The 24,854-nt window shown below is 55.3% G+C and carries 21 protein-coding genes and 2 tRNA genes; 13 read left to right on the forward strand and 10 right to left on the reverse strand.

Annotated features, from left to right (window positions below; genetic code table 11):
- Positions 1-11: 11 nt before the first annotated feature.
- The gene (locus CA264_RS17805; protein WP_025608750.1) at positions 12-1,796 is read right to left on the reverse strand and encodes an ABC transporter ATP-binding protein; all 1,785 of its coding nucleotides are present in this window, start codon (positions 1,794-1,796) and stop codon (positions 12-14) included.
- Positions 1,797-1,948: 152 nt separating this feature from the next.
- Between CA264_RS17805 and CA264_RS17810 the strand changes: the two genes are divergently transcribed.
- The 8 genes from CA264_RS17810 to coaE all read left to right on the forward strand — a co-directional run bounded on the left by CA264_RS17810 (position 1,949) and on the right by coaE (position 8,267).
- Positions 1,949-3,049, forward strand: coding sequence for a Glu/Leu/Phe/Val family dehydrogenase (locus CA264_RS17810; protein WP_025608751.1), 1,101 nt, complete (start codon positions 1,949-1,951; stop codon positions 3,047-3,049).
- A 194-nt stretch (positions 3,050-3,243) separates the two neighbouring features.
- Entirely contained in the window at positions 3,244-4,416 is a 1,173-nt protein-coding gene (nusB, locus tag CA264_RS17815; protein WP_025608752.1) for a transcription antitermination factor NusB, read from the forward strand.
- 84 nt (positions 4,417-4,500) lie between these two features.
- Entirely contained in the window at positions 4,501-4,806 is a 306-nt protein-coding gene (locus CA264_RS17820; RefSeq protein ID WP_025608753.1) for a YtxH domain-containing protein, read from the forward strand.
- Between the two features lie 2 nt (positions 4,807-4,808).
- Positions 4,809-5,807 (forward strand): isocitrate/isopropylmalate dehydrogenase family protein, encoded by a 999-nt coding sequence (locus CA264_RS17825; RefSeq protein ID WP_025608754.1) that lies wholly within the window; start codon positions 4,809-4,811, stop codon positions 5,805-5,807.
- A 15-nt stretch (positions 5,808-5,822) separates the two neighbouring features.
- Positions 5,823-6,359 (forward strand): DUF1573 domain-containing protein, encoded by a 537-nt coding sequence (locus CA264_RS17830; protein ID WP_025608755.1) that lies wholly within the window; start codon positions 5,823-5,825, stop codon positions 6,357-6,359.
- A 26-nt stretch (positions 6,360-6,385) separates the two neighbouring features.
- Positions 6,386-6,691, forward strand: coding sequence for a preprotein translocase subunit YajC (gene yajC, locus CA264_RS17835; protein WP_025608756.1), 306 nt, complete (start codon positions 6,386-6,388; stop codon positions 6,689-6,691).
- Positions 6,692-6,732: 41 nt separating this feature from the next.
- Positions 6,733-7,671: a YbbR-like domain-containing protein gene (locus CA264_RS17840; protein WP_025608757.1), complete on the forward strand. Its 939-nt coding sequence runs from the start codon at positions 6,733-6,735 to the stop codon at positions 7,669-7,671.
- Positions 7,671-8,267, forward strand: a complete 597-nt coding sequence (gene coaE / locus CA264_RS17845) for a dephospho-CoA kinase (RefSeq protein ID WP_025608758.1) — start codon at positions 7,671-7,673, stop codon at positions 8,265-8,267. The genes CA264_RS17840 and coaE overlap by 1 nt, the downstream gene beginning before the upstream one ends.
- A gap of 185 nt (positions 8,268-8,452) precedes the next feature.
- Here coaE and CA264_RS17850 read toward each other — a convergent pair.
- Together CA264_RS17850 and CA264_RS17855 are read right to left on the reverse strand one after the other, a co-directional pair.
- Positions 8,453-8,527, reverse strand: a tRNA-Val gene (locus CA264_RS17850).
- 140 nt (positions 8,528-8,667) lie between these two features.
- A tRNA-Val gene (locus tag CA264_RS17855) sits at positions 8,668-8,742 on the reverse strand.
- A gap of 210 nt (positions 8,743-8,952) precedes the next feature.
- Between CA264_RS17855 and CA264_RS17860 the strand changes: the two genes are divergently transcribed.
- A complete protein-coding gene (locus CA264_RS17860; RefSeq protein ID WP_036777435.1) occupies positions 8,953-11,439 on the forward strand; it encodes an AsmA-like C-terminal region-containing protein in 2,487 nt (828 codons plus the stop codon).
- Positions 11,440-11,773: 334 nt separating this feature from the next.
- On the opposite strand, the gene CA264_RS17865 is transcribed toward CA264_RS17860, so the two are convergent.
- From CA264_RS17865 to CA264_RS17875, 3 genes are read right to left on the reverse strand one after another with little or no spacing between them, the layout of a single operon-like run.
- Positions 11,774-12,952, reverse strand: coding sequence for a mechanosensitive ion channel family protein (locus CA264_RS17865; RefSeq protein WP_025608760.1), 1,179 nt, complete (start codon positions 12,950-12,952; stop codon positions 11,774-11,776).
- 13 nt (positions 12,953-12,965) lie between these two features.
- Complete coding sequence (locus CA264_RS17870; protein ID WP_025608761.1) at positions 12,966-14,198, reverse strand: Glu/Leu/Phe/Val dehydrogenase dimerization domain-containing protein; 1,233 nt, start codon at positions 14,196-14,198, stop codon at positions 12,966-12,968.
- Positions 14,199-14,254: 56 nt separating this feature from the next.
- Entirely contained in the window at positions 14,255-15,328 is a 1,074-nt protein-coding gene (locus tag CA264_RS17875) for an anhydro-N-acetylmuramic acid kinase (RefSeq protein ID WP_025608762.1), read from the reverse strand.
- 121 nt (positions 15,329-15,449) lie between these two features.
- Between CA264_RS17875 and CA264_RS17880 the strand changes: the two genes are divergently transcribed.
- The gene (locus tag CA264_RS17880) at positions 15,450-15,758 is read left to right on the forward strand and encodes an ArsR/SmtB family transcription factor (protein ID WP_025608763.1); all 309 of its coding nucleotides are present in this window, start codon (positions 15,450-15,452) and stop codon (positions 15,756-15,758) included.
- A 129-nt stretch (positions 15,759-15,887) separates the two neighbouring features.
- Here the strand turns inward: CA264_RS17880 and hemA are convergent, their stop codons facing one another.
- Positions 15,888-17,171: a glutamyl-tRNA reductase gene (gene hemA / locus CA264_RS17885; protein WP_025608764.1), complete on the reverse strand. Its 1,284-nt coding sequence runs from the start codon at positions 17,169-17,171 to the stop codon at positions 15,888-15,890.
- A 113-nt stretch (positions 17,172-17,284) separates the two neighbouring features.
- On the opposite strand from hemA, the gene CA264_RS17890 reads away from it, so the two are divergent.
- Both CA264_RS17890 and CA264_RS17895 read left to right on the forward strand, forming a co-directional pair.
- Positions 17,285-18,466 (forward strand): ATP-binding protein, encoded by a 1,182-nt coding sequence (locus tag CA264_RS17890; protein WP_025608765.1) that lies wholly within the window; start codon positions 17,285-17,287, stop codon positions 18,464-18,466.
- A 32-nt stretch (positions 18,467-18,498) separates the two neighbouring features.
- Complete coding sequence (locus tag CA264_RS17895) at positions 18,499-19,431, forward strand: GNAT family N-acetyltransferase (RefSeq protein WP_025608766.1); 933 nt, start codon at positions 18,499-18,501, stop codon at positions 19,429-19,431.
- 90 nt (positions 19,432-19,521) lie between these two features.
- On the opposite strand, the gene CA264_RS17900 is transcribed toward CA264_RS17895, so the two are convergent.
- The 3 genes from CA264_RS17900 to dusB all read right to left on the reverse strand — a co-directional run bounded on the left by CA264_RS17900 (position 19,522) and on the right by dusB (position 23,799).
- Positions 19,522-21,513 (reverse strand): Na+/H+ antiporter NhaC family protein, encoded by a 1,992-nt coding sequence (locus CA264_RS17900; protein WP_162912097.1) that lies wholly within the window; start codon positions 21,511-21,513, stop codon positions 19,522-19,524.
- A gap of 105 nt (positions 21,514-21,618) precedes the next feature.
- Positions 21,619-22,524, reverse strand: coding sequence for a DMT family transporter (locus CA264_RS17905; RefSeq protein ID WP_071784625.1), 906 nt, complete (start codon positions 22,522-22,524; stop codon positions 21,619-21,621).
- Between the two features lie 285 nt (positions 22,525-22,809).
- A complete protein-coding gene (dusB, locus tag CA264_RS17910) occupies positions 22,810-23,799 on the reverse strand; it encodes a tRNA dihydrouridine synthase DusB (protein WP_025608769.1) in 990 nt (329 codons plus the stop codon).
- Between the two features lie 53 nt (positions 23,800-23,852).
- On the opposite strand from dusB, the gene CA264_RS17915 reads away from it, so the two are divergent.
- Positions 23,853-24,818: a CPBP family intramembrane glutamic endopeptidase gene (locus tag CA264_RS17915; protein ID WP_025608770.1), complete on the forward strand. Its 966-nt coding sequence runs from the start codon at positions 23,853-23,855 to the stop codon at positions 24,816-24,818.
- Positions 24,819-24,854: the final 36 nt, after the last annotated feature.

Raw genomic sequence — 24,854 nt, forward strand, 5'->3', positions numbered from 1 at the left:
AGTTGGCAAGCTTATTCGGAGTCTTCCTGCTGCAGCTGCCGTTCGTAGAGCTGCTTGTACAGGCCCTCCCTGCTAATGAGCTCCTCATGCGTGCCGTGCTGCACGATCTCGCCGTCCTCCATCACCAGTATTCTGTCGGCCAGTTTCACAGAGGATACCCGGTGCGAGATAATGATGCTGGTGCGGTCTTTCATGATGCGGCGCAGGCTGTTGAGGATGGCGTTCTCCGTTTTGGTGTCCACGGCCGAGAGCGAGTCGTCGAGGATCAGGATGCTTGGCTCCCGCACCAGTGCCCGGGCGATAGACACCCGCTGTTTCTGCCCGCCGGAGAGCGTAATGCCGCGCTCGCCCAGCTTGGTGTCGAACTTTTCGGGGAAGCGCATGATGTTCTCGTACACATCGGCGTCCTTGGCCGACTGCACCATCTGCTCCTCGGTTATGCTTGGCAGGCCGAAGCCGATGTTGTTGCGGATGGAGTCGGAGAACAGGAACACATCCTGCGGCACGTAGCCAATCTGGCTGCGCAGGCTGTGCAGGTTGTAGTCGCGCACGTCCACCCCGTCGATGAGCACGCGCCCGCCGGTGGCGTCGTACATGCGCGGCAGCAGGTTGGCGATGGTGCTTTTGCCGGAGCCGGTGTTGCCGATTACCGCCAGGGTTTCGCCGTGCCGGATGCTGAACGATACCTGCCTGAGCGCATGGATGCCCGTATCCGGGTAAACGAAGTCCACGTTCTCGAAGCGGATGTCGCCGACCAGCTCCTTGCTGATATTCTCGCGGGGCACGATGTTGTTCTTGGTGTGCAGGAACTCGTTGATGCGCTCCTGCGAGGCGGCGGCGCGCTGCACGAGGCTGGCCGTCCAGCCCAGCGAGGTTACCGGCCAGGTCAGCATGTTCACGTAGATGATAAACTCGGCAATGTTACCGGTGGTGATGCTGCCGTTGATTACCTCCTGGCCGCCAATGTACACGGTAATGATGGTGCTGAGGCCCACCAGGAAGAGCACCAGCGGGAAGAACAGCGAGTTTACGAAGTTCAGCTCCAGCGACTTGTCTTTGTAGGTGTTGCTGGCCGTGGTGAAGTTGTTGTGCGAGTCCTCCTCCCGCACAAAGGACTTTATAACCCGTATACCGGAGAAAGCCTCCTGCACAAAGGTGTTGATGCCCGACAGGCTGCGCTGGATCTCATCAGACTTGCGCTGGATAATGTTGTTGACGTAGTAGATGCTGATCGCCAGTACCGGCAGCGGAATCAGCGTGTAAAGCGTGAGCTTCACGTTAACAGACAGCATGTACGGGATCACCATCAGGAACAGCACCACCAGGTTCATGCCGTACATAATGGCCGGGCCCACGTACATGCGCACGCGGCTCACATCCTCGGAGATGCGCGCCATCAGGTCGCCGGTGTTGTTTCTGCGGTAGAAGCTGAGCGGCAGGCTCTGGTAATGGTCGTATATCTCGTTTTTGAGGTCGTTCTCGATCAGGCGGCTCATCACGATGATGGTCTGGCGCACGAAGAACAGGAACACCCCGCGCAGCAGCGCCATCAGCAGGATAATCACCCCGTACACCAGAATGCTTCTCGTGAAGACATCATACACCACCTCCTGCTGCGCCATGCCTTTGTAGAGGCCGTGCAGGTTTATACCCTCTTTGATCAGGTTAAAAGCGTAGCGCACTACCTGCGCCGGCAGAATCTGAAAAAAGTTGGAGATAATGGTGAAGATAAGCCCCAGCAAGAGCCTATACTTATACTTGAGTAGGTATTTATTTAAATATCGTAACGATTTCACAGTCAGAACTTGTAGCCCGCTGGCTTTTACGTAGAGTTACCGCGGACAAATTGAAATAATAAAAAAAAGAACTAATTTTGCAGCGCGAAACCGGGAGGGTGCCATTAGCCTCCTCTTCACAAAGATAGAACAACCCCTAATCAAAACTATAAATGGTCGAATTAAAAGAAGTTGAACTGAAAAAAGACAAGTCAGTCTTTGATCAAATATCAGAACACAACCACGAGAAGGTTGTTTTCTGCCACGACAAAGAAACTGGTCTGAAAGCCATCATCGGCATTCACAACACCGTGCTGGGGCCTGCGCTGGGCGGTACCCGTATGTGGTCTTACGCTTCTGAGGCTGAGGCCCTTGACGACGTGCTGCGTCTGTCAAGAGGGATGACCTACAAGGCTGCCATCTCTGGTCTGAACCTGGGCGGCGGTAAGGCCGTGATCATCGGTGACGCCAAGAAAGACAAGAACGAGGCATTCCTGCGCCGCTACGGCCGCTTCATTAAGAATCTGAACGGTGCCTACATCACGGCAGAGGACGTGGGCACGACGACCAAAGACATGGAGTTCATCCGCATGGAGACAGAGCACGTAGCCGGTCTTCCTGAGTCTATGGGCGGTAGCGGAGACCCGTCTCCGGTAACAGCCTACGGTACGTACATGGGCATGAAGGCTGCCGCTAAGAAGGCATTCGGTTCAGACTCGCTCGAGGGCAAGAAAATCTCCGTGCAGGGAGTTGGCCACGTGGGTGGCTACCTGGTGGAGCTGCTCGCCAAAGAGAACGCCGAAATCTTCATCACCGATATCTACGAGGATCGCCTGCGTGAGGTGTCAAACAAGTATGGCGCTAAGGTGGTGAGCATGGATGAGATCTACGACCTGGACGTGGATATCTACTCGCCGTGTGCACTTGGTGGCACCATCAACGACAACACCCTGAACCGCCTGAAGTGCCAGGTGATCGCCGGCTCGGCCAACAACCAGCTGCGCGATGAGCAGGTGCATGGCCCTGCACTGGTAGAGAAAGGCATCGTGTACGCGCCAGACTTCCTGATCAACGCCGGTGGCCTGATCAACGTGTACTCCGAGCTGATCGGCTACAACCGCGAGAGCGCCTACGCGCAGACAGAGCGTATCTACGGCTACACGCTGGATATCTTCAACCTCGCGGAGCGTGAGAACATCCACAACCAGGCTGCCGCCATGCAGATGGCCAAGCAGCGCATCGAGAGCATCGGCAAGGTTCGTTCCACCTACTAGGGCGGGCCACAAAGTATAGCTACCGTTAAAGACAAAAGTGCTGCATTGACCTGTGGCACTTTTGCTTTACATACACGGCCACTGCGGAACTATAGCCTGCCTAATCCGCTTTTACAATAGGCAAAAACAAGAGTTACCGGGCATCAGCCCACCAAGTTAGAATTTACCAACACAACGTTCTTTACGATAAGATTATGCTCAACCGCAGAACACTACGAATTAAGGCCATGCAGGCTATCTATGCCTATCAGCAAGCCGTAGGTTCAGACTATCTGCTGGCGCTGGACCAGATAGGCGAAGACTTCGCACCAGACCTTAACTCGATGGAGGTGCAGGACAGGAAACTGCTCGAAGGCCAGAAGCAAATGGCCACCCTGCTGTTTAAGGAGTGGTACGAAACGCAGCAGTACGACGCCGAAGGCGCCGGCAAAGAGGTGATCGATGCGGTAAACAGAGCCACGGTGTTCTACAACAACGCCACCAAGAAGGACTTTAAGTACTACGGCAACCAGATGCTGAGTGCCGTGGAGCGTATTTACGACCACTACCTGGGCACCCTGCAGATACTGGAGGTAATCGTGAGCCTGATCGAGGAGGAGGAAGAGAAGAAGGCCAACCGCTTTACCGCCGCCGAGGGCCCCGACGCCACCGCCTTCCTGCGCAACAAAGTGGTGCAGCGCCTGCTGCAGAGCAAATCCTACCAGGACAGCATTATCCGCCGGAACATAAGCTGGGGCTCCGATATCAGCGAGATCCGCGCCGTTTACAAGAACATCCTGAAGAAGGACGAGACCTTCCTGACCTACCTGAGCCAGCCGGAGCACACCCTGGAAGAGGACGTAGAGGCGGTGAAACATATTTTCAAAAACATTATCTTTAAAGAAAAAAACTTACAATCTTTGTTTGAGGAGCAAGACCTGAACTGGGTAGAGAACAAATCGATTGTAAGAAGCCTGGTGAACAAAACCGTCAAGATTTTTGGCGAGGAGGCCGAGGGAGAGATACAGCTGCTGGACCTGTCTGCAAACTGGGAGGACGATAGAGCCTTCTTTGAGGATTTATACTTCCAGACGGTAGAGCAGGACGAGAAGTACGAGGCCATGATCGCGGCCAGTGTGAAGAACTGGGACGTGGAGCGCGTGGCCCTGCTCGATAAGATCATCCTTAAGATGGCGCTCAGCGAGATGCACATCTTCCGCAGCATACCGGTTAAGGTAACCATCAACGAGTACATCGAGATCTCCAAGCTGTACAGCACCCCTAAGAGTAAGCAGTTCATCAACGGCGTGCTGGACAAAATGGCACAGGAGCTGACCACAAGCGGCGAGATCCGCAAGTCGGGCCGAGGCTTGATAGACAACAAATAATCCAGAGCGCCTGCGCCGGCCTTTGTACCGGGTTCTCCGTAGAAGTAGAGAAAATTTTGTACCCGATTTAAGTACACATAAACTATGAGCAAAAAGACCAACACGTTACTGGCTTTTATGTCTGGCGCTGCCGTAGGTGCCGCGGCCGGTTTACTTTTCGCCCCCGAGAAAGGAAGAGAAACGCGCAACTGGTTGAGCTATCGCCTGGAGAAATACCGCGACACGCTCTCTGACCTGTTGGAGCAGCTGGTTGCCAAAGGCGACGGCCTGCCGACCACTGCCAAGTCTGAGGGGCAACGGGTAATCCAGGACGCAAAGGAGAAGGCTGAGAAGCTGCTCGGCGATGTAGACTCCCTTATCAACGAAATCAATAGCAGGAAAGAACTATAAGTATGAGACAAGTAACCCTTATACCCGGCGACGGGATAGGCCCTGAGATTACAGAAGCTGTAAAAGCTATTTTTAGTGCAGCGAACGTTCCCGTTTCCTGGGAAGTGGAAAACGCTGGCCAAACTACCTTTGACGCCATCGGTGAGCTGATTCCTGCCACGCTGATAGCCTCTCTTCAAAAAAATACAGTGGCTCTGAAAGGCCCTATCACCACACCGGTGGGCAAAGGCTTTAAGAGTGTGAATGTGCAGCTGCGCCAGATGTTTGACCTGTACTCAAACGTAAGGCCGGCCAAAACCACCAAAGGCATCGAGACGCGCTTCGAAAACGTGAACTCTGTGCTGTTCCGCGAGAACACCGAGGGGCTCTACTCTGGCCTGGAGATGTTCGACGAGCGCCTGCAGATATCCGACTCTGTGGCCCGCATCACGCGCGTAGGTTGCCAGAAGATCATCCGTGCCGCCTTTGAGTACGCCAGCAAGCATGGCTGCAAAAAAGTAACAGCGGTGCACAAGGCAAACATCCTGAAGAGCGCCGGCGCTATGTTCCTGGGCGTGTTCAGCGAGGTTGCCAAAGACTACCCGCACATCCAGGCAGACGATAAAATCATCGACAACATGTGCATGCAGCTGGTGGCCAAGCCAGAGCAGTTCGACGTGATCGTGACCACCAACCTTTTCGGCGATATCCTCTCTGACCTGTGCGCAGGCCTGGTAGGCGGGCTCGGCGTGGTGGCTGGCGCGAACATCGGCGACGAGATGGCCATCTTTGAGGCCGTGCACGGCTCCGCCCCGGATATTGCTGGCAAGGGTATTGCTAACCCTACAGCGTTGCTGCGCTCAGCCATCATGATGCTGCACCATATCGACCTGAAAGACGAGGCAAACCGCATTGAGGCCGCTCTGGAAGCCACACTGGCAACCAAAGAGGAGTGCACCGGTGACCTGGGCGGTAAGGCCAGCACAATGGAGTTTGCGCAGAACATCATTGCAAAGCTTTAACTAAAGTACCATACCATGAAAAAGAATCTGTTTATGGCCGCTGGCCTGGCAATAGCTCTTTTTGCCACCAGCTGCGACAATAACGCAGGCAACGATACCGTAGCCGAGAGCACCACAGGTGTAGAGGCTGCTCCAGCCCAGCCAATCGAGAACCCGAACGTGGCCGGCGAGAGCGAAGTGGTTCCTGCCGGCGATGCGCCGGTGATGTCCTTTGAAGAGACGGAGTATGACTTCGGCACCATCAAGCAGGGCGAGACGATAGAGCACACCTTTGAGTTCACCAACACTGGCGAGTCTCCGCTGATTATTGAGAACGCCTCTGCCACCTGCGGCTGTACCGTGCCGGAGTGGACACGCACCCCTGTTGCACCAGGCGAGAAAGGAACTGTAGCGGTTAAGTTTAACAGCACAGGCAAAATGGGCCAGCAGCAGCCTACGGTTACCATCCGTGCTAACACGCAGCCAAACATCGTGAAAGTATCGATGAAGGGCAACGTGGAGGGCAGCAGCGTGCCGGCAGCCGGTAACAACGGCCCGGTTCGCCGCAATTAAAATACACGCTTTAGAAAATACACCACATGAATACTTTACTTCTTCAGGCCGACGGAGGCATGCTGCCACAGCTGCTTATGTTCGGAGCCATCATCCTTGTGTTTTACTTCTTCATGATTCGCCCGCAGCAAAAAAAGGTGAGCGACCAGAAGAAATTCCGCGAGGAGCTGACCAAAGGCATGAACGTTGTCACCATAGGAGGCCTGCACGGCAAGCTGATCGCAATAGACGACGACATGATTACGTTAGAGGTGGACAAAGGCGTTCGCCTTGTGTTTGATAAGTCGGCTGTCTCTATGGAGGCAACCATGAAAGTGCAAAAGGTACAGTAACATTGCCGCTTGAAGGAGCCAAAAATATAGCTTTATGGTTGTTGAGGCCATTTCAGCCACGGACAAAGCAGTACTGGCGAGTAGTAGTGCTTTGTTTCGTGGCGGCCTCTACCTTTTGGCTGCTCAACGCCCTCAATAAGAGCTACAACACACAAACCTCCTATCCCATCCGGTTTGTGTACGACGAGAACGAGCTTATCCCCATCAAACCTTTGCCGGAGGAGGTCTCCATTAACGTAACCGGCAAAGGCTGGAAGCTGCTGCGCAAGAGCCTGAGGCTGGAGGTGCAGCCTGCCGAGGTGTACATCCGGGACCTGCCGCGCAACAACTACCTGCTTGGCTCAGCCCTGCGACCTGCCCTGGTAAACGCCCTGGACGGCCTGCAGTTGAACTTCGTGGTAACAGACACCGTCTACTTCGACTTCGACCCAAAGGTGGAGAAACGCATCGCGCTGCGCCTGGACCCCAGCCAAAAGCTGACAGACAACCAGCACGTTGTTGTCGGGCCGGTGCAGATAAAGCCGGACTCCGTGACCTTCACTGGGCCAGCCTCACTGGTAGACAGCCTGCCAAACCCCTTCCTGCTGCAGTTGCCTAGCCAAGGCCTGACCCAACCCGCCAAAGTGCCGGTGCCCATCAACTACGACTACAAATCGATGGTTAAAGCCAATGTGGAAGAGGCGCAGGTGCAGGTCAACGTCAAAACGCTGGTGCCGGAGGAGCGCCAGGTGCTGCCTGAGCTCGTGAACGTGCCAGAGGGTGCCCGGCTAAACCTGCGCCCGCCAATCGCCGTGGTGCGCTACCAGGTGCTGCAGGACTCGGTGCCGCTGCTCAACCGCGATGCCTTTAAGGTCGTGCTGGACTACAGCAAGTATAACCCCATCGACTCCACGCTGGTACCGGAACTGGTACAGCAGCCGCGCGGCATCCGCAATGTACAGCTGTGGCCAAACCGCATCAAAGCCAGAATTAGAAAGTAATGCTGAAGATAGGAATAACCGGCGGCATGGGCGTTGGCAAGACCATCGTTACGCATATGTTTGCTGTACTGGGCGTGCCCGTGTACGATGCCGACAGCCGTGCAAAATGGGTCATGCACCACCACGAGGCCCTGCGGCAGGAGTTGCTGCATGCCTTTGGTCCGGAAACCTTCTCGGAGCAGGGGGAGCTTAACCGCACCTACCTCGCTGGTGTCGTTTTTAACAACCCGCAGCGGCTGGCGCAGCTCAACAGCCTCGTGCACCCGCACGTGCGCGACGATTTTGAAGTATGGGTTGCCTCGCACGCAGATAAGCCTTACGTCCTGAAGGAGGCAGCGCTGATGTATGAATCGGAGGCCTGGAAGCAGATGGATGAGGTGATTGCGGTTTATGCGCCAATGGAGGTTAGACTCAAGCGGCTTGCGCACCGCGACGCGCACCGTACCGAGGCTGAAATCAAAGCCATTATAGCCAAGCAACTGAGCGAGGAGGAAAAGATGCGCCGTGCCCAGCACGTGCTCTGCAACGACGACCGGCAGCTGGTTATCCCGCAGGTGCTGGCCCTGCACAAAAGCTTCTCCAGCCGCGGCGCTTAAAGTATAAATCCCGGAAATTTAGAGAGAGTGCCTGCCGCGGTGACGATACAAGTTACCGGGAGGGGATACTATGTTTCTACTGGAGCCGTTCCTGAAGTATAGGTGCTGCTCAGAAGAGGGGAGTGGCAGCGGGAACGGAAAAGTATGGGCATAAAAAAAGGACAACTTTTTAGGTTGTCCTTCTGTGGGGCGTACTGGATTCGAACCAGTGACCCCCTGCTTGTAAGGCAGGTGCTCTGAACCAGCTGAGCTAACACCCCTTGATGTCTCCGTTGGCCTGTTGCCTCCGGTTGATGATGCAAATATAAGACATACTTTTTTGATTGCAAAGCTCTCTGTTGGAGAGTGAAGGCAAGAAAAGTATGGATAAAAAAAGGACAACGTTTAGGTTGTCCTTTTGTGGGGCGTACTGGATTCGAACCAGTGACCCCCTGCTTGTAAGGCAGGTGCTCTGAACCAGCTGAGCTAACACCCCTTGATGTCTCCGTTGACCTTTTGTCCCCGTTTGATGATGCAAATATGGGGCATACTTTTCTATTTGCAAAACTTTTGTGCAAAAAATGTTAAAAAGTTTTCTGAAGTCTGCAGCCCTATTGTTCACCCATTATTACTGCAGTACCTTTATGTTTTGTAAGGCACTATAAATCTGAACTTTCGGCCAGTGAGAAAAGGAGTGGTAAAAAAAATGCTATTTTATGGCGCCGCCGGGTTGGTGGTGGCTTTGGGCATGGCGTTGGCGCTGGTGTATGCATATCAGGATAAAATAATCGAGCTTTTTGTGGCAGAGGCGAACAAGCACATCAAAACAAAGGTGGATGTGCGGCAGATTTCGCTCTCACTGTTCGATAAGTTCCCGCAGGTGGCGGTAACGCTGGACGAGGTGAACGTGCACGAGGGGCTGCCGGAGAGCGAGGAGTCGCTGGCGCGGGCCGACAAGCTGTACTTTACCTTTAGCCTGTGGGATGTGCTGCGCGGGGAGTACAGCGTAAAGCAGTTTTACATGGAGCAGGGCGAAGTGTACGTGAAGGTGCTGCCGAACGGCACCGTGAACTACCAGGTGCTTGCTACGGACTCCTCAACCTCCGAAAGCAGCGAATTCTCTTTCGACCTGGAGGAGATAAACCTGAGCGAAGTGACGGTGCACTACATAGACCAGCAGCTGAAGCAAACCTACGAGGTGGACGCGCACCAGCTGGCCGCCGCCCTCGCCATCTCTCCGGAGACCGTTGATATTGAGGCAAACGGGCAGGCGACCATCCACACGATAAAGCTGGGCACGGGCGAGTACTTTAAAGGCAAGCGGGTGAACCTGGCCACGGCGCTGCGCATTAACCGGCAGGCACAGACTATTACGCTGCAGCCATCGGTGGTAGAGGTGGAGAAGGCCGCTTACGAGGTGGCCGGCGCCATCGCCTACGGTGAGGGCACAGAACTGGACCTGAAGCTCAATGGCAAGAACACGGATGTACAGTCGCTGCTCTCATTGCTTCCGCAGCATATGGCACAGGAGCTGAACCAGTACCGCAGCGAAGGCGAAATCTATTTTAACGGTACGGTGAAGGGCCGCGCATCCGCTAAGCACACGCCGCAGGTGGATGTCAGCTTCGGGGCCCGCAACGCCTCGTTTTTTCACCCCGATGTGCAGCAGCGTGTGGAAAAGATACACCTGGCGGGCAGCTTCACGAACGGCAAGCGGCAAAACGCCGCCACCTCGGTGCTGGAGCTAAAGGAGCTGAGCGGTGTGCTGAACGGCCGGCCGTTTAAGGGAAACCTGAAGTACAGCAATTTCGACAACCCCTACATTGCCTTCGATGTGCAGGGGATGCTGGACGTAGGCTATATACTGGGGCTGGCGAAGCTGGAGCAGGTGCGCAGCGGCAGCGGGCTGGCTGACGTGCGCATCGCCTTCTCCGGAAACGTAAACGAGTTTAAGGCCCGCCCGGGCAACAGCACGCTGAACACAACCGGAGAGATCACGCTGCACAACGTGTCGCTGGCTTTGCGGGAGCTGCCGCTGCCACTCACGAGCCTGAACGGCAACTTCATATTTAAGCGGAACGATGTGGGGGTGTCGCGCTTTACTGGCAAGCTGGGAGAGTCGGATTTCACCATCAACGGGATGTTCAAGAACGTAATGGCCTGGCTGCTGCTGGAGCGGCAGCGCCTGCTGGTGGAGGCCGACTTCAGCAGCAACTACCTTAACTTCGATCAGCTGCTGAGCGAGGAGCTAAACACCCCGGAGGCCGCCCGAACCGGCGAGAACTACAAGTTTATTATCTCCCCCAACATTGCCTTCGACCTGAGTGCCTCCATCAACAGGCTTCGGTTTCGGCGCTTCAGAGGCAAGAACATCCGGGGAGAAGTAAAACTGCGCAACCAGGTGGTGTCTACGCCTAACATTTCGTTCCAGGCTATCGGGGGCGACTTTGCGGTGCGGGGCGACATGGACGCCCGCTCCCGTGACCACATAAAGGTGAGTACGGCTGCCAAGCTAACAAACATGAGCGTGGACAGCCTTTTCTACGTGTTCGAGAATTTCCACCAGAACTTTATCGAGGCGCGGCACCTGCGCGGCCTGCTTACGGCTAACATTGTGTCGGATGTATACCTCAATAGCCAGCTGGACCCTAAAACAGACCTGCTGCAGGCCGAGATTGTGGCAACGGTGCGAGACGGGCAGCTGATCAACTTCCCGCCTATGCAGAAGATGTCTGCCTTTGTGAAGCGCACCGAGCTGGCCAACATGCGCTTTGCGGAGCTGCACAACTCCTTCTGGATCCAGCAGGGCACCATCTTTATACCAGAGATGGATATCCGCTCCAACCTGTCTGCGGCCCCTGTGGTGTCGGTATCGGGTACGCACACCTTTGACCAGCGCATGGACTACAAGGTTAAGCTGCCGCTCTTTAGCAACCGCCGGCCCGATAAGGATGCGCGCTACGGCACCGTGGCCGAGGACCCCGATGCAGGCAATAGTAACCTGTTTCTGACGTTAAAGGGCAGTGAGAGCGACTTTAAGATCGCCTACGACAACGAGCGGGTGCGCCAGAAGATAAAGACCGACCTGAAGCAGGAAGGGCAGGAGCTGCTCGATTTGCTGCGTGGGAAAAAGCCAAAGGAAAAAGAGAAGGAGGTGGAGCTGCAGGAGGGCGAATACTTTGACTTCAACTAACGTGTAGGCCCCGCCGCACTGGCAGCGGACCTATGGGAAGAGCGTAAGTATCGTAATTTTACTATTTGTTATTCACGGGTGCATAGCATGCGTTCACTCAAAAATAAAGGTCTTAGAGAGGGAAAACTGGCTTTTTTTCGAAACTAAGGCTGTATTGGCCCGTTAAAGAAACCACAACTGCAGGATACTAACGCTTTAGTTATTAGGGATTAAGGTTTACTGATAAGATAGATTCTTGATAAGGTTATATAGAGAACTAACCACGCATTCAGATGAATCTAAAGATATAAGGGTGAAAAAAAAGCCGGAGCTTCTCCGGCTTTTTTATTTGTCCTTATTTAAAGTCAGTTCCGCCAAAGTGTGGCTTGCCTGTTGTTTGCTGTTCTTTAGGTGCCTCCTCCGGGTGCAGGTACAGTGTTTGGGTAGGGAAGGCGAATGAGGCGCCGTGGGCCTCCACAATCTCTACAATCCTGTAGTTGATCTCCTCCTTAATGTCGATAAACTCGTTCCAGTCCATCGTATCCACAAAGTACAGCACCATCACGTCCTTGGAGTGGGGGCCCAGGTTTAGAAACCGTATGCGCCCGTCCTGGTTGGTGCGTGGGTGCTGGTCTATGTATTCCTGTATATCGCGGGTAATGGCCCTGATCTGTGCAGAGGTTGTGCTGTAGGTCAGGGTGATGTCGAACTTTGCCCGCCGGAACGTGCGCAGCGTCAGGTTGTCGAGCGGCTTATCGATCATGTGCTTGTTGGGCAGCGTCACAAAGCTTTTCTCAAGTGTGCGGATGCGCGTGCTCCGGAAGCCTATCTTTTCCACCACCCCGATCAGCTCGCCCACCTGCACCAGGTCGCCGACCATAAACGGCTGGTCCAGGAAGATGGTGAAAGAGGCCAGCAGGTTCTCCAGGCTCTCTTTGGCGGCAAAGGCAATCGCCAGGCCGCCCACACCCAGGCCGGCCACCAAACCAGTCACGTTTACATCAAACACCGATCCCAGCATTACCAGGAAGGCGAAGATCACGACGAGCACTTTCGAAAAGTCCTTGAAGAAAGGCACCAGCTGGTCGTCCAGCTTCGACACGGTCTTTTCGGCGCGGTGCCGGAACACCAGGCCAACAAAATCCACGAAGCGCAGGATAACCCACGTGAGCGCCACAATCACGAACACCTGATAGGTGCGGAACATGAACGTCTTCAGGAACGGATCCCCGTCGCGCAGGTCGCTTGGCTCCAGAGGGTAGTCCAGCACCTGGAACGCCAGGTACAGGAATACCAGGAACAGCAGCACCTCCAGCGGCTGTATAAGCAGGCGCCTGAACTCTGGCAGGTTCTCCTCGCGCCAAAAGCCCTTGCCGAGCTTGTACATCAGCCCCGACAGCAGCCGGGACAGCACGGTCTTAAAGATAAAGCCAAAGAGCAGGATGCCTGCGGTAATCAGGTACTCGGCCACAGAATTGCCAAGGAACTCATAGCGCAGGATACTGCTGTCGAGTACAAACTTCTCCCAGTTCATAGGTAAGCGGTATTTAGAGCAGCTGGCTCAAGGCAATTTCGAAGCTGGTTTTGGCGATTTCCGTTTTCTGCCCCTGCTTCTCATGCGATTTCTCAAGTGCGGTGCGGATCGTGTTGGAGATATCCGTAAAGATAGCCTCGTCGGTAATCTCCACTTCGCTCTCCATCAGGTAGGCAAAGACACGGGCCATGCCGCAGTTGGCGATAAAGTCCGGAATCACAGACAGGTTGCGGTCTGCGTACTCACCAGTCGGGCCGAAGAAAATCTCCGGGTCCTGGAACGGTACATTAGCGCCGCTGGAGATTACCTCCATGCCGCTCTTGATCATGCGCTCCACCTGCTCGCGCGACACGAGCCGAGAGGCCGCGGCAGGGATGAAGATTTCCGCCGGAAGATCCCAGATGCGGCTGTTTACCTCCTCAAAGGAGAGCACACCTGCCGTGTCCGGGTTCAGGGCATTGCCCTGGCGGTTCAGGAACAGCTCAGTGATTTCCTCAAAGCTAAAGCCGGCTTCTTTTATCAGGCCGCCAGCCCTGTCTATAATACCCACCACTTTCACGCCTTTAGAGGCCAGGTAGTAGGCTGCGGCGGCACCAACGTTGCCCCAGCCCTGTACAATGGCGCGCTTGCCCTCGAACTGGCCGCCCCAGATGCTGTAGTAGTGGCGTACAGCCTCGGCGACGCCAAAGCCGGTGATCATATCGGCGACTGTGTACTTACGGGCCGTGGAAGGGGAGAAGTGCGGGTCTTCGATAACCTTCACCACACCCTGTCGCAGCTGGCCTATCTTGTTGATTTTCTGCGGCTCAGTGGCGTGGAAGTGGCCGTTTACCACCCCTTCCTGCGGGTGCCACAGGCCGTAATCCTCCGTGATCGGAATCACCTCGTGGATCTCGTCCACATTCAGGTCTCCGCCGGTGCCGTAGTAGCTTTTCAGCAGCGGAATAACAGCCTTGTACCAACGCTCCAGCACGCCGCGCTTGCGTGGGTCGGCCGGGTCGAAGTTAATGCCGGACTTGGCGCCGCCGATGGCAGGGCCGGACACGGTAAACTTTACTTCCATGGTCTTCGCCAGCGACTCCACCTCGCGCTTGTCCAGGCCTTTGCGCATGCGGGTACCGCCGCCTGCCGCACCGCCGCGAAGCGAGTTGATCACGACCCAGCCTTCGGCCTCTGTTTCAGGGTCTTTCCACTCAAAAACAATTTCTGGTTGCTTATTCTCAAATTTTGCGAGTAGGTCTTTCATGCTATGATGTTAATTATAATGCTGATAGGCAAAGCTACAAAAAATTAAGGATGGCCTTAGCAAAGGTAAACGGCACCGCCGACGTTGCTTTGGGTAGCCCCGGTTACGCTGCTGAGGCAGTTGTGTTCGCCACGCCAGCGCAGCACGCCCAGAAAGGCAAAGATCAGCGCCTCCTTAAAGGCCACCACCTCCGGCTCCGGCACTTCCACCTTATACTTCGGCCCCAGCTGCTCCTGTATCTGCTCTACCAGGTACAGGTTAAACGCGCCCCCGCCGGTAAGCAGTACCCGGTGCTGGCCCTCATGCAGCAGTGGCAGCGCCTGCTGTATCTGCTGCGCAACGTGGCGGCAAACAGTGTGCAGCCTGTCGGCTACAGGGGCCTTGCCGGCATCCACGCTTTTCAGGCTGTGCTCCAGCACCCACTCCTTGCCCAGCGATTTTGGGGCAGGCGCAGCAAAGTAGGCAGGAGCGTTAAGAGCCTCCAGCAGCGTAGCGTCCAGAGAGCCGGAGCGTGCCAGTTCCCCGTTATGGTCATAGGGCTTCCCTACGCTGTTGGCCAGCCTGTTCAGCAGCATGTTGCAGGCGCTTATATCAAAGGCTAAGCGCTTGCCGTTCTGTGGGTAAGAAACATTGGCGATGCCTCCCAGGTTAATGCAGTAGTCGTAGGCGCTGAAAAGCAGCTCGTCTCCGATGGGCACGAGTGGCGCGCCCTGCCCGCCCAGGGCAATGTCCAGCGTCCGGAAGTCGCAGACGACAGGCAGTTTGGCGTGCGCAGCGATGTATGCCCCGTGGCCCAGCTGCAAAGAGATGTGCTTATCCGGCTGGTGGAAGATGGTGTGGCCGTGGGAGGCAACAAAGTCCGGTTGTATTACGTGTTGCTGTACAAATTCCTGCACCTTCTGGCCGATAAACCGGCCGAAAGCGTGGTCTAATGCCACCAGCTCTACGGCGCTCGCCGTCTCGGCACCTTGGAGTTGGTCAATTAGAGTATCGGAATATGCTAATGTATTAGTATGTAGTATCTCATATATCCAATTTTTGGATTTGTACGTAAATCTACAGTGTGCTATATCGAGGCCATCGAGGGATGTCCCGGACATTAGCCCGATTACATGATAAGAAGTATCCATTGGCCAAAAATACTAAAAGCACGGCTATGAAATTCAGCCAAATAGTGCAGGCTTCGTATATATCTTATTATGAATAAGATTGAAAATTGATTTGTAGAAACTGTTAGGTATAATTTTAATTATGAAAAGTTTGTTGTCAAGAGTTGAGTCGAAGAAGATAGATAAGGCAGCGGCCATGCTAAAGGTACTGGCCCACCCGAAGAGATTAGCGATAGTGGATTTGCTCGGAAAAGAGGATAAAATGACTGTTACTGAGATATATAAGCAGTTAGACCTGCCCCAGGCAATCGCATCGCAGCACCTGATTACACTGAAAGACAAGGGCGTGCTCTCGTCTTTTAAAGTGGGAACGAAGATATATTATTCGCTGGCAATCCCGAAGCTGATCGACGTGATCGATTGCCTGGAGGAGTGCTGCATCGACATTTAAGCCCCCTTTTACCCTACTGGTTGCAACCACTCTTCGCTACGAAGAAGAACGGCTGAGGCCTCCGTATTTCACCCTAAGTGGAAAATCGCGGAGGCCTCAGCCGTTTTTTAACTAAAAAATATTAGCCGTTTACTCAGATCTGTGCTCTACGTCGGCCGGCTGGTTCTCCAGGTTAAACAGGTCGTTGAGCAGGTCGATGAGCGTCTCGGCCTCGCCGCGCTTGCAGGCAGCCTTTAGCTGGAGCACCGGCAATTTTATGATCTTCTGCATCATCGACTTGGTGATGTTGTCGACCAGTTTTGTCTCTTTCGGGCCCAGCTTCTTCATGTAGCGGGCCATCTCCTCCTGGCGGATCGTTTCCAGTGCGTTCTTCAGGCGGTTGATTGTCGGCGATACCATCATCTCCTTCGACCAGTCGTTAAACTGCTCAATCGATTCGTAGATGATCTCCTTTACTTTCGGAACGGAGTTAATGCGGCGCTGCAGCGCTTCAGAGGCTTTGTTCTGAATGGTGTCGATGTTGTACACCAGCACGCCCGGCACACTCTCCACCTCCTGCTCCACGCTGCGTGGCACCGACAGGTCAATAAAGAACTTAAAGGTCAGTACATTCAGGCGCTTCACCATCTCCTTGGTAAAGAAAGGCGTTTCCCGGGCTACAGACGAGATAATCACATCCGCTTCTTTCAGGCCCTGCACGATGTTCTCGAACGGCAGCACCTCCATCTGGCACTCTTCGGCCAGCGCCTTGGCCTTGGCCTGCGTGCGGTTGGTGATTCTGACGTTCTTATAGCCGAGGTCTTTCAGGTTGCGGCACACATCGGCGCCAATCTCCCCTAAGCCTACCACCAGTATACTTGGGTCCACAACGTCAGCGGTCAGCTCCTCGATCAGCTCAATGGCGGCATAGGAGGTAGAGGCGGCGCCGTCCCGGAAGGAGGTCTCCTGCACCACGCGCTTGTTGGTGAAGAAGATCGTGTGCATCAGGCGGTGCAGGAAAGGGCCGGCCGTTTCGTTGTCGGCACTCCACTGGTAAGCCACCTTTACCTGGTTCGAGATCTGCATATCGCCCACCACCTGCGACTCCAGCCCCATCGACACGTCGAAAAGGTGCTGCACGGCATCGTTGTGCTCGTTCAGGATGGTGAAATAGTCTAAGTACCTGGAGATGTTGTCGATGCCCTTGGTGATGCCGAGCAGTTTCACAATCTCGGCACTATAGTCGGTATCGGCGTTGTAGTATACTTCGGTGCGGTTGCAGGTAGAGAGTACTAGTATATCAGAAGCCTGTATAAAGCTTTTGAGCGTCTGAAGGAAAAGCCTGCAGGAGGTTTCATCTAAGGCAATCAGTTCCCTGATATCCAACGGCGCTTTCTTATACGACAGGCTGATTGCTTTAAAGTTCTGAAGCATAATAACGTGGGTTCTACTAGGGCGCAAAGTTAAAGCTCTAATTTTTAAAATGAAACTTACTTGCCCCCTATGTTTAATTTATACTAATTTCAAATAAATTACGTGTTTACTGCATGATCCCCATTTACTCCCAGAAGAACAGAATAAAACTCGTTGTTGTTATCATTGCTCTTATCATCGGTGCCGCCACCATTACCTATACTAACATACTTGTCAGCAAGTTATCGGAGCGGGAGCAGGAGCTGGTGCAGCTGTATGCCAAGGGCCTCCGCTACATGATCAACGCCCCCAGCGACGACAACATCGTGTTTATCGAGGAGGAGATCCTTTCCTCCAACACCACGGTTCCTGTTATCCTGACGGATGAAAAGGAGAATATTCTCGATTCTAAGAACATCGATATACCCGAAAACATTTCGGACAAGCCAGATAAAATAAACGAGTTCCTGCAGCACCAGATCGAGAAGATGAAGGCCCAGCACGAGCCGATCGTGGTGCCTTGGGCGGAGGGCTCGGTGAACTACGTGTTTTATAAGGATTCTGAGTTGCTCTCGCAGCTGCGCTACTACCCGTACGTGCAGCTGATCGTGATCTCCTGCTTTGCCCTGATCGCTTACTTTGCCTTCAGCTACTCCCGCCGCGCCGAGCAGAACAGGGTATGGGTGGGCCTGGCCAAGGAAACAGCGCACCAGCTGGGCACGCCGCTCTCGTCGCTGATGGCGTGGTATGAGTACATCAAAGCCAACCCTAAGTTCGAAAACGAGCCGATACTGGAAGAGCTGGGCAAGGATGTGCGGCGCCTGGAGGTGATCACAGAGCGCTTCTCCAACATCGGCTCGGTGCCGACGCTGCGTGATGAGAACATTCTGCAGGTGACGCAGAACGCCATCAACTACCTGCAGAACCGCATTTCGCGCAAGGTGGCCTTTACGGTGGAGTCTAACTTTGCGGCCGATATTACGGCCAAGGTAAACGTGTCGCTGTACGACTGGGTGATTGAGAACATCTGCAAGAATGCCGTGGATGCCATGGAAGGCCGCGGGAGTATAAACATTCAGCTGGTGCTGCTGGGCAAGGGCAGCATTGCCGTGGACATCACGGACACCGGCAAGGGCATCCCCAAAAGCAAGGTAGACTCGGTGTTCCTGCCGGGCTTCACCACGAAGCGGCGCGGCTGGGGCCTGGGCCTGGCGCTTGCCAAACGCATTATCGACAACTACCACGAGGGCAGGCTGTACGTGAAGTGGTCGGAGCTCGGGAAAGGCACCACCTTCCGGATTGTGCTGAACAGGTAGTTGCTTTTTTAAAACAGTCTTTTGTCGCATAAATGGTTGAGGTAGTAAAGTACAGCGGGAAGTATAAAGTAGCCTGGGATGCGTTTGTGGCGGCATCCAAGAACGGCACCTTTATGCTGCACCGGGACTATATGGAGTACCATGCTGACCGGTTTACAGACCACTCGCTCCTGTTTTACCACAAGGGCAGGCTGGTGGCGCTTCTGCCGGCAAACGAGGCCGGGCAGGAGGTGCACAGCCACGGGGGCCTGTCCTACGGAGGCTTCGTGACAGGCAAACGCATGAAGGCGGCGCTGCTGCTGGAGATGGTGCAGGCCATGAAAGCGTACTTTGCGGCCCGAGGGTTCCGAAGTATAAACTATAAAGCCATTCCGCACATTTACCACCGGCTGCCGGCCGAGGAGGATCAATATGCGCTATTCCGCCACGGAGCCACACTTTACAGGCGAGATGTAAACTCGGTGATAGCGCTGCAGAACCAACTGCCGTACGCTACGCTGCGGAAGCGGAAACTGAAGCAGGCGCCGCCCCTGCAGCTAATGCAGAGCACGGCGTACGAGGCGTTTATGCGCTTAGGCCAGGAGGTGCTGCAGGAAAAGTATAACCTGGCTCCGGCGCATACGGCGGCGGAGATAGAGCTGCTTGCCTCCCGCTTTCCGGAGAACATTAGGCTGTACACCGCCACAGACGGCCGCGAGCTACTGGCCGGGGTGCTGGTTTACGAAACGGCAACCGTCGCGCATTGCCAGTACATGGCCACTTCAGCCGTGGGGCGTGAGGTGGGAGCCCTGGATGTGCTGGTGGACTGGCTGCTGCGGGAAGTATATGCACAGAAAGTATACTTTAGCTTCGGTGTGTCCACAGAGCAGCAGGGGCAGTACCTGAATGAGGGGCTGATCCGGAACAAGGAAAGCTACGGAGCCCGCGCCGTGGTGCACGACTTTTACGCGCTCAAGCTGGACTAGCTTCCGTGTATGTTTGGGGCACCAAAATCAAAAGCGGCCACTCTGTAAAGGAGTGGCCGCTTTTGATTTTGGCGTTAATGACTCACATGGTTAAGAGACAGCCTCTGCCTCAGGCACCGGCTCGACCTCGTTCTTCTTGCCGAACGCTTTTATAAAGCCCCAAAGTATAACCCCTCCGATCAGGTACACCAGCAGCCAGTGCACGCCCCAGCTCGACAGGTTTGTGCATACCAGGTTGGCTACCAGCGCCACGGTAACGGCATAGGGCAGCTGCGTCTTCACGTGGTCGATGTGGTTACAGCCGGAGGCAAGGGAGCTCAGGATGGTGGTGTCGGAGATCGGGGAGCAGTGGTCACCGAAAACAGAGCCTGCCAGCACCACCGAAATCACGTTGTAGATGATGGGCATGGTTTCGTCCAGGCTAAAGCCCTGCTGCTGGCACACATACCAGGCGGCCGGTAGCATCAGCGGGTAAAGTATGGCCATGGTGCCCCAGCTGGAGCCCGTGGAGAAAGCTATGATAGCCGCCAGGAAGAAAGTGATCTCCGGCAGGAAGTGCGGGGAAATGTTGCCCGAGAAGAGCGAGGTGAGGTACTCTGCCGTGTACAGCTCCTGCGTTACCGCCGCCAGCGACCAGGCCAGCACCAGTATCAGTATGGCGGGGAGCATCGTCTTAAAACCGACCACCAGCGACTCCATGGTGGCTGTTAAGCTCATGATGCGCTGGCTCACCGTTAAGGCAATCGCCACAATCACCCCGCTAAGGGAGGCCCAGATAAGGGCTGTGTAGGAGTTGGAGTTACCGATAGTGATGGACAGCTTGCGCAGTACGCCAAAGTTGGTGTCGGCCCAAACCTCTGGCGCGTAGCCGGTGTACAGCAAGCCGACAACGGTGCCCGCGATCACGGTGAGCACAGGCAGCAGCGCGTTCAGGGCGCGGGTGCGCGTCGGGTCGATCGGTTCGAACTCGGCCATCTCCTGCTGTTGCTTTTCCTGCCCGGCCTCATCCAGGCTGGCGGAGGTAACGGCGCCGGTGGTGCGGGCTCTGACTTCCGCTTTGTGCATGGAGCCGAAGTCGCGGTTCATCAGGATCAGCATGAGCATAAACGTCAGCGTCAGCACCGGGTAATAAGCGTACTCGAGCGAGTGAAAGAACATGGAGTAGGCGCCTTCCTCAATCCCGAGGCTGATGGCCGCATCTTTGATATAGCCCAGCTCGGCTCCGATCCAGGTGGTAACAAAGGCAATAGCCGCCACAGGCGCTGCCGTGCTGTCCACGATGTAGGCCAGCTTCTCGCGCGACACGCGGTGCCCGTCCGTAACCGGGCGCATGGTGTTGCCCACAATCAAGGTGTTGGCATAGTCGTCAAAGAAAATGGCCACGCCCAGCACCCAGGTAACCACCTGTGAGCTTTTGGCGGAGCGGGCATAGCGCGAGAGCAGGTTAACAACCCCGGCCATGCCGCCGTTTTTGGAGATGATAGCCACCATGCCGCCAATCAGCATGGAGAAGATGATCACCGACACGTGGTCGCCATCCGTCAGCGCCTCCATTAGGTAGGTGTCGCCCACGGCCAGCAAACCGGTAAAGAAGGACTTAAAGGACAGGCCGTAGATAACGAAGCCGCCCACCCAGATGCCGGCGAACAGCGCCAGCAGCACCTCCCGGAAGATCAGGGCCAGCACAATGGCGATCAGCGGCGGAAGTATGGACAGCCACATAGGGAACTCGCGTACGCCGTGCTCCCCCTCCGCATCGAGGCGGTACAGGCGGGCAAGGGTGTGGGTGCCCAGGTTTGCGCTTACCTGCACCAGGTTGGCCTGCTCCGGCAGGGAAAAATTGGCTTCGCCTTCAGTGAAAAGCGTTTCCTGGAGCTCTCCGTTTATCCGCAGGGGGAGCTGCCCGTTGTATTTGATCAGGTTTCCGGCCTCGGAGGTGGTGCGCAGGGTAAACGCGGTATCGTTGATGGCCTGTAGTTGCAGTTCTTCTATGGCGTCTCTGGAAACAGCATCCTGTGCCATGGCTTGCACCGATAGCAGGAAGAGCAGCAAGAGGCTCAGGAGGGGCTTATATAGCTTCATTTAGTAGTAAACGTTTTTACAAAACCCCCTAATATAGAAAAGAAATAGGAAACTTTGAAATGTTTACGCCTGCCCCGGCGGTGGCGGTGGAGGAGGGTCGCTCTGCTATTTGGCGCGGTTTACGATAAACACGCCCGCCAGAATCACCAGCATGCCCAGGTAATGCCAAAGCTCAATGGTTTCCCCGTCGAGGACGCCCCACATAAGGGCCACAATGGGGATAAGGTAGGTGGTGGAGCTGGCAAAGAGCGTTGTGGAAATGTGGATGAGCTTGTTGAAAAGCACCAGCGCGATAGCGGTGCTGAACACGGCAAGTATGGCAATGTACATCAGCGCCTCCCAGGCCCCCGGCACATGCTGTAGCTTGTACGCAAAGTCAGTCGTCAGCAGGTAAGCCAGGGACACGGGCCCTACAGTGAGCAGGGCCAGCCCGGAGATAACGTACGGCTTCAGGTTGTGGAGGCGGTGCTTAATGATGTTCACACTGCCGCCGTAGCAGATGGTGGCCACTACAATGTACAGGCCATAGTACTTGTTGTCCATGTTGGCGCTGCCGTTGCCCGAGAAGATAAGGATGGCTGTGCCTGCAATGCCGATGATGATGCCGAGCATGCGCATCCAGGTGATGGACTGGCGGAAAAACAAGGCGCCCACCAGGAGCGTGAACAGCGCCGTGAGAGAGTTAAGCACCCCGGCCAGCCCGCTGGCAAGCCGCGTTTCGGCGTAGGCAAAAAGGAACGCCGGCAGAAAGTTGCCCAGCACTCCGCTGCCTGCCAGGTATTTCCATTGGCGCGGCTCCATCTTGCGCACATGCGGCAGTGCAAAGGGCAGCAGGGCCGCGCAGGCAATCACCATCCGCAGTGCCCCCAGCTCCCCAGACGAGTACACGACCAGCCCTTTCTTCATCAGGATAAAAGAGGTGCCCCAGATCAGCGTCAGCACGACGATCAGGAGCCAGGCAAGGGCGTTGTTGGTGGTTTTAACCGGAGCGGGAGTAGTAGCGGTTTTGATAGGGTAAAGCGTTTAGAAGTTAGAGAAGTAGTGTGTTAACGTGCAACTGCAAAATAACGGCTTAGAGGATCGGTTGTCTTTCCTGCCCCCTTAGCTCTGCAAAGCTTTTAGATGAGACGCCATGCCGGAATACGTTACTGCCGGTTCGGGGCGAACATAGGGGCAAGTACTTAAAACCTCCTCTCCGGAACAACCCGGTTCTTGCGGATTTTCATCTCGCAGAAAGAAGCATCCCCGGCCGGTGAGGGCAGGGGATGCGGTTATTGACAGGGCGAGGAGCACTTTTTATGCTTCCTGATAGCTCATCGTCTGCGCGATCTCGTCCAGTGTGTCGTAGATTTCCTGGATGTCTTCGGACTGCACCAGTTTCATGCGGAGCGGCTTAAAGTGCGGCAGCCCGCGGAAGTAGTTGGTGTAGTGGCGGCGCATCTCAAAGATGCCCAGCTTATCGCCCTTCCACTCCAGCGAGTGCGTGAAGTGCTGGCGGCATACTTCCACGCGCTCCTCCAGCGTCGGCCCCGGCAGTATCTCACCGGTTTTCATGTAGTGCTTTATCTCGTTGAATATCCACGGGTAGCCAATGCTGGCGCGGCCGATCATGATGCCGTCCACGCCATACCTGTTGCGGTACTCCAGCGCCTTCTGCGGCGAGTCTATGTCGCCGTTCCCGAAGATGGGGATCTGCATGCGCGGGTTGTTCTTCACCTCCGCAATCAGGCTCCAGTCGGCTTCGCCTTTGTACATCTGCACGCGCGTGCGCCCGTGTATGCTCAGGGCCTTGATGCCGATATCCTGCAGGCGCTCGGCCGTCTCTACAATATACTTGGTGTTCTCGTCCCAGCCGAGGCGGGTTTTCACGGTTACCGGCAGGTTGGTGGCTTTTACGATCTCCTCCGTCATCTTCACCATCTTGGGCACATCGCGCAGCAGCGCCGCGCCGGCACCCTTGCAGGCCACGTTTTTCACGGGGCAGCCGTAGTTGATGTCGATCAGGTCGGGGCCAGCCTGGGCAGACACAATCGCCGCCTCGCGCATCGACTCGATGTCGGAACCGAATATCTGGATGCCGATCGGGCGCTCGTAGTCAAAAATGTCGAGTTTTTGCACACTTTTGGCGGCATCCCGTATCAAACCCTCAGAGGAGATAAACTCCGTGTACATTAGGTCGGCACCGTTGGCTTTGCACACCTTCCGGAACGGCGGGTCGCTTACGTCCTCCATCGGGGCCAGCAACAACGGAAACTCCCCTAGCTCTATGTTAGCAATCTTTACCAAAGCAAAATCTATATTTTCGCGTAAATTTACGTCAACTAAACCTAATTATCAGTATGAAAGGTTTCATCTCCAAAGATCTGCACCCTAGTTGGGTGCTGTTGCTGCTGATTGTGTACATGGCCGGAGGCTACTTTGTGGCTATGTTTGCCGTTGGCCTGCTGGCAGACTGGATATTTGGGGTCAGCCTTTTTCAACTGGCGGACGTGGCCACCAACCCCGCTTCGCACCCCCAGGGGCCGGGCGTTATGCTGATGCTGCAGGGGGTGCTGCAGTTCTTTGCCTTTATCGTGGCGCCGCTGTTCCTGCTGCTCTCGCTCAACTACAAACCCGCTGATTACCTGAACTGGAAAGTACGGCCCTCGTGGCTGCTGGTGCTCATTAGCGCCGCGCTGATCGTGCTCATCATGCCGGCGAACTCCATTATCATCAACTGGAACGCCAACCTGGACTTCCCGAACTTTATGAGCGGTTTTGAGCAGTGGGCGCGCCAGCAGGAGGACCAGCTGGCAGAGCTGACGAAGCTGATCACCCGCTTCGAGACCGTGCCGCAGCTGCTGGTGGGCCTGCTTGTTTTTGCGGCCATACCGGCCGTGGGCGAGGAGCTGGTGTTCCGGGGCATTGCGCAGCGGCAGATTTACCGCTGGAGCGGCAACATGCATGTGGCCATTTGGATAACGGGAATCATTTTCGGTGCCATCCACGTGCAGTTCTTCGGTTTCTTTCCGAGGGCCATACTGGGTGCCCTCTTCGGCTACCTCTATTTCTGGTCGGGCCGCATGAGCGTGCCGATCGTGGCGCACTTTGTAAATAACGGGTTTACGGTTTTTATGCTATACTTGCAGCAGACGCGCACGATAGATGCCGATATCGAGAGCACTGAACCAATGCCCTTGTACAGTATAGCTCTGTCGGTGCTGATCAGCGCGGCCATTATTTACTTTCTGTACCAGGGCTTTGCCCGGCTGCCGCTTCGCAAGCAGAGCGTGGCCGAGGCCGAAGAGATAGAAGACCGTACCTAGACAAGCGATAAAATCACCTTATAACCCCGTCGCCCG

The sequence above is a fragment of the Pontibacter actiniarum genome (assembly GCF_003585765.1).
Taxonomy (GTDB): Bacteria; Bacteroidota; Bacteroidia; order Cytophagales; family Hymenobacteraceae; genus Pontibacter; species Pontibacter actiniarum.

Bases quoted from the DNA above. Each gene is read 5' to 3' on its own strand.
- CA264_RS17870 (WP_025608761.1), bottom strand. From the start codon at position 14,198: ATGAAAGACCTACTCGCAAAATTTGAGAATAAGCAACCAGAAATTGTT.
- CA264_RS17830 (WP_025608755.1), top strand. From the start codon at position 5,823: ATGAAAAAGAATCTGTTTATGGCCGCTGGCCTGGCAATAGCTCTTTTT.
- CA264_RS17810 (WP_025608751.1), top strand. From the start codon at position 1,949: ATGGTCGAATTAAAAGAAGTTGAACTGAAAAAAGACAAGTCAGTCTTT.
- coaE (WP_025608758.1), top strand. From the start codon at position 7,671: ATGCTGAAGATAGGAATAACCGGCGGCATGGGCGTTGGCAAGACCATC.
- CA264_RS17865 (WP_025608760.1), bottom strand. From the start codon at position 12,952: ATGAACTGGGAGAAGTTTGTACTCGACAGCAGTATCCTGCGCTATGAG.
- CA264_RS17915 (WP_025608770.1), top strand. From the start codon at position 23,853: ATGAAAGGTTTCATCTCCAAAGATCTGCACCCTAGTTGGGTGCTGTTG.
- CA264_RS17880 (WP_025608763.1), top strand. From the start codon at position 15,450: ATGAAAAGTTTGTTGTCAAGAGTTGAGTCGAAGAAGATAGATAAGGCA.
- nusB (WP_025608752.1), top strand. From the start codon at position 3,244: ATGCTCAACCGCAGAACACTACGAATTAAGGCCATGCAGGCTATCTAT.
- CA264_RS17860 (WP_036777435.1), top strand. From the start codon at position 8,953: ATGCTATTTTATGGCGCCGCCGGGTTGGTGGTGGCTTTGGGCATGGCG.
- CA264_RS17890 (WP_025608765.1), top strand. From the start codon at position 17,285: ATGATCCCCATTTACTCCCAGAAGAACAGAATAAAACTCGTTGTTGTT.
- yajC (WP_025608756.1), top strand. From the start codon at position 6,386: ATGAATACTTTACTTCTTCAGGCCGACGGAGGCATGCTGCCACAGCTG.
- CA264_RS17825 (WP_025608754.1), top strand. From the start codon at position 4,809: ATGAGACAAGTAACCCTTATACCCGGCGACGGGATAGGCCCTGAGATT.
- CA264_RS17895 (WP_025608766.1), top strand. From the start codon at position 18,499: ATGGTTGAGGTAGTAAAGTACAGCGGGAAGTATAAAGTAGCCTGGGAT.
- CA264_RS17875 (WP_025608762.1), bottom strand. From the start codon at position 15,328: ATGGATACTTCTTATCATGTAATCGGGCTAATGTCCGGGACATCCCTC.
- CA264_RS17820 (WP_025608753.1), top strand. From the start codon at position 4,501: ATGAGCAAAAAGACCAACACGTTACTGGCTTTTATGTCTGGCGCTGCC.
- hemA (WP_025608764.1), bottom strand. From the start codon at position 17,171: ATGCTTCAGAACTTTAAAGCAATCAGCCTGTCGTATAAGAAAGCGCCG.
- CA264_RS17900 (WP_162912097.1), bottom strand. From the start codon at position 21,513: ATGAAGCTATATAAGCCCCTCCTGAGCCTCTTGCTGCTCTTCCTGCTA.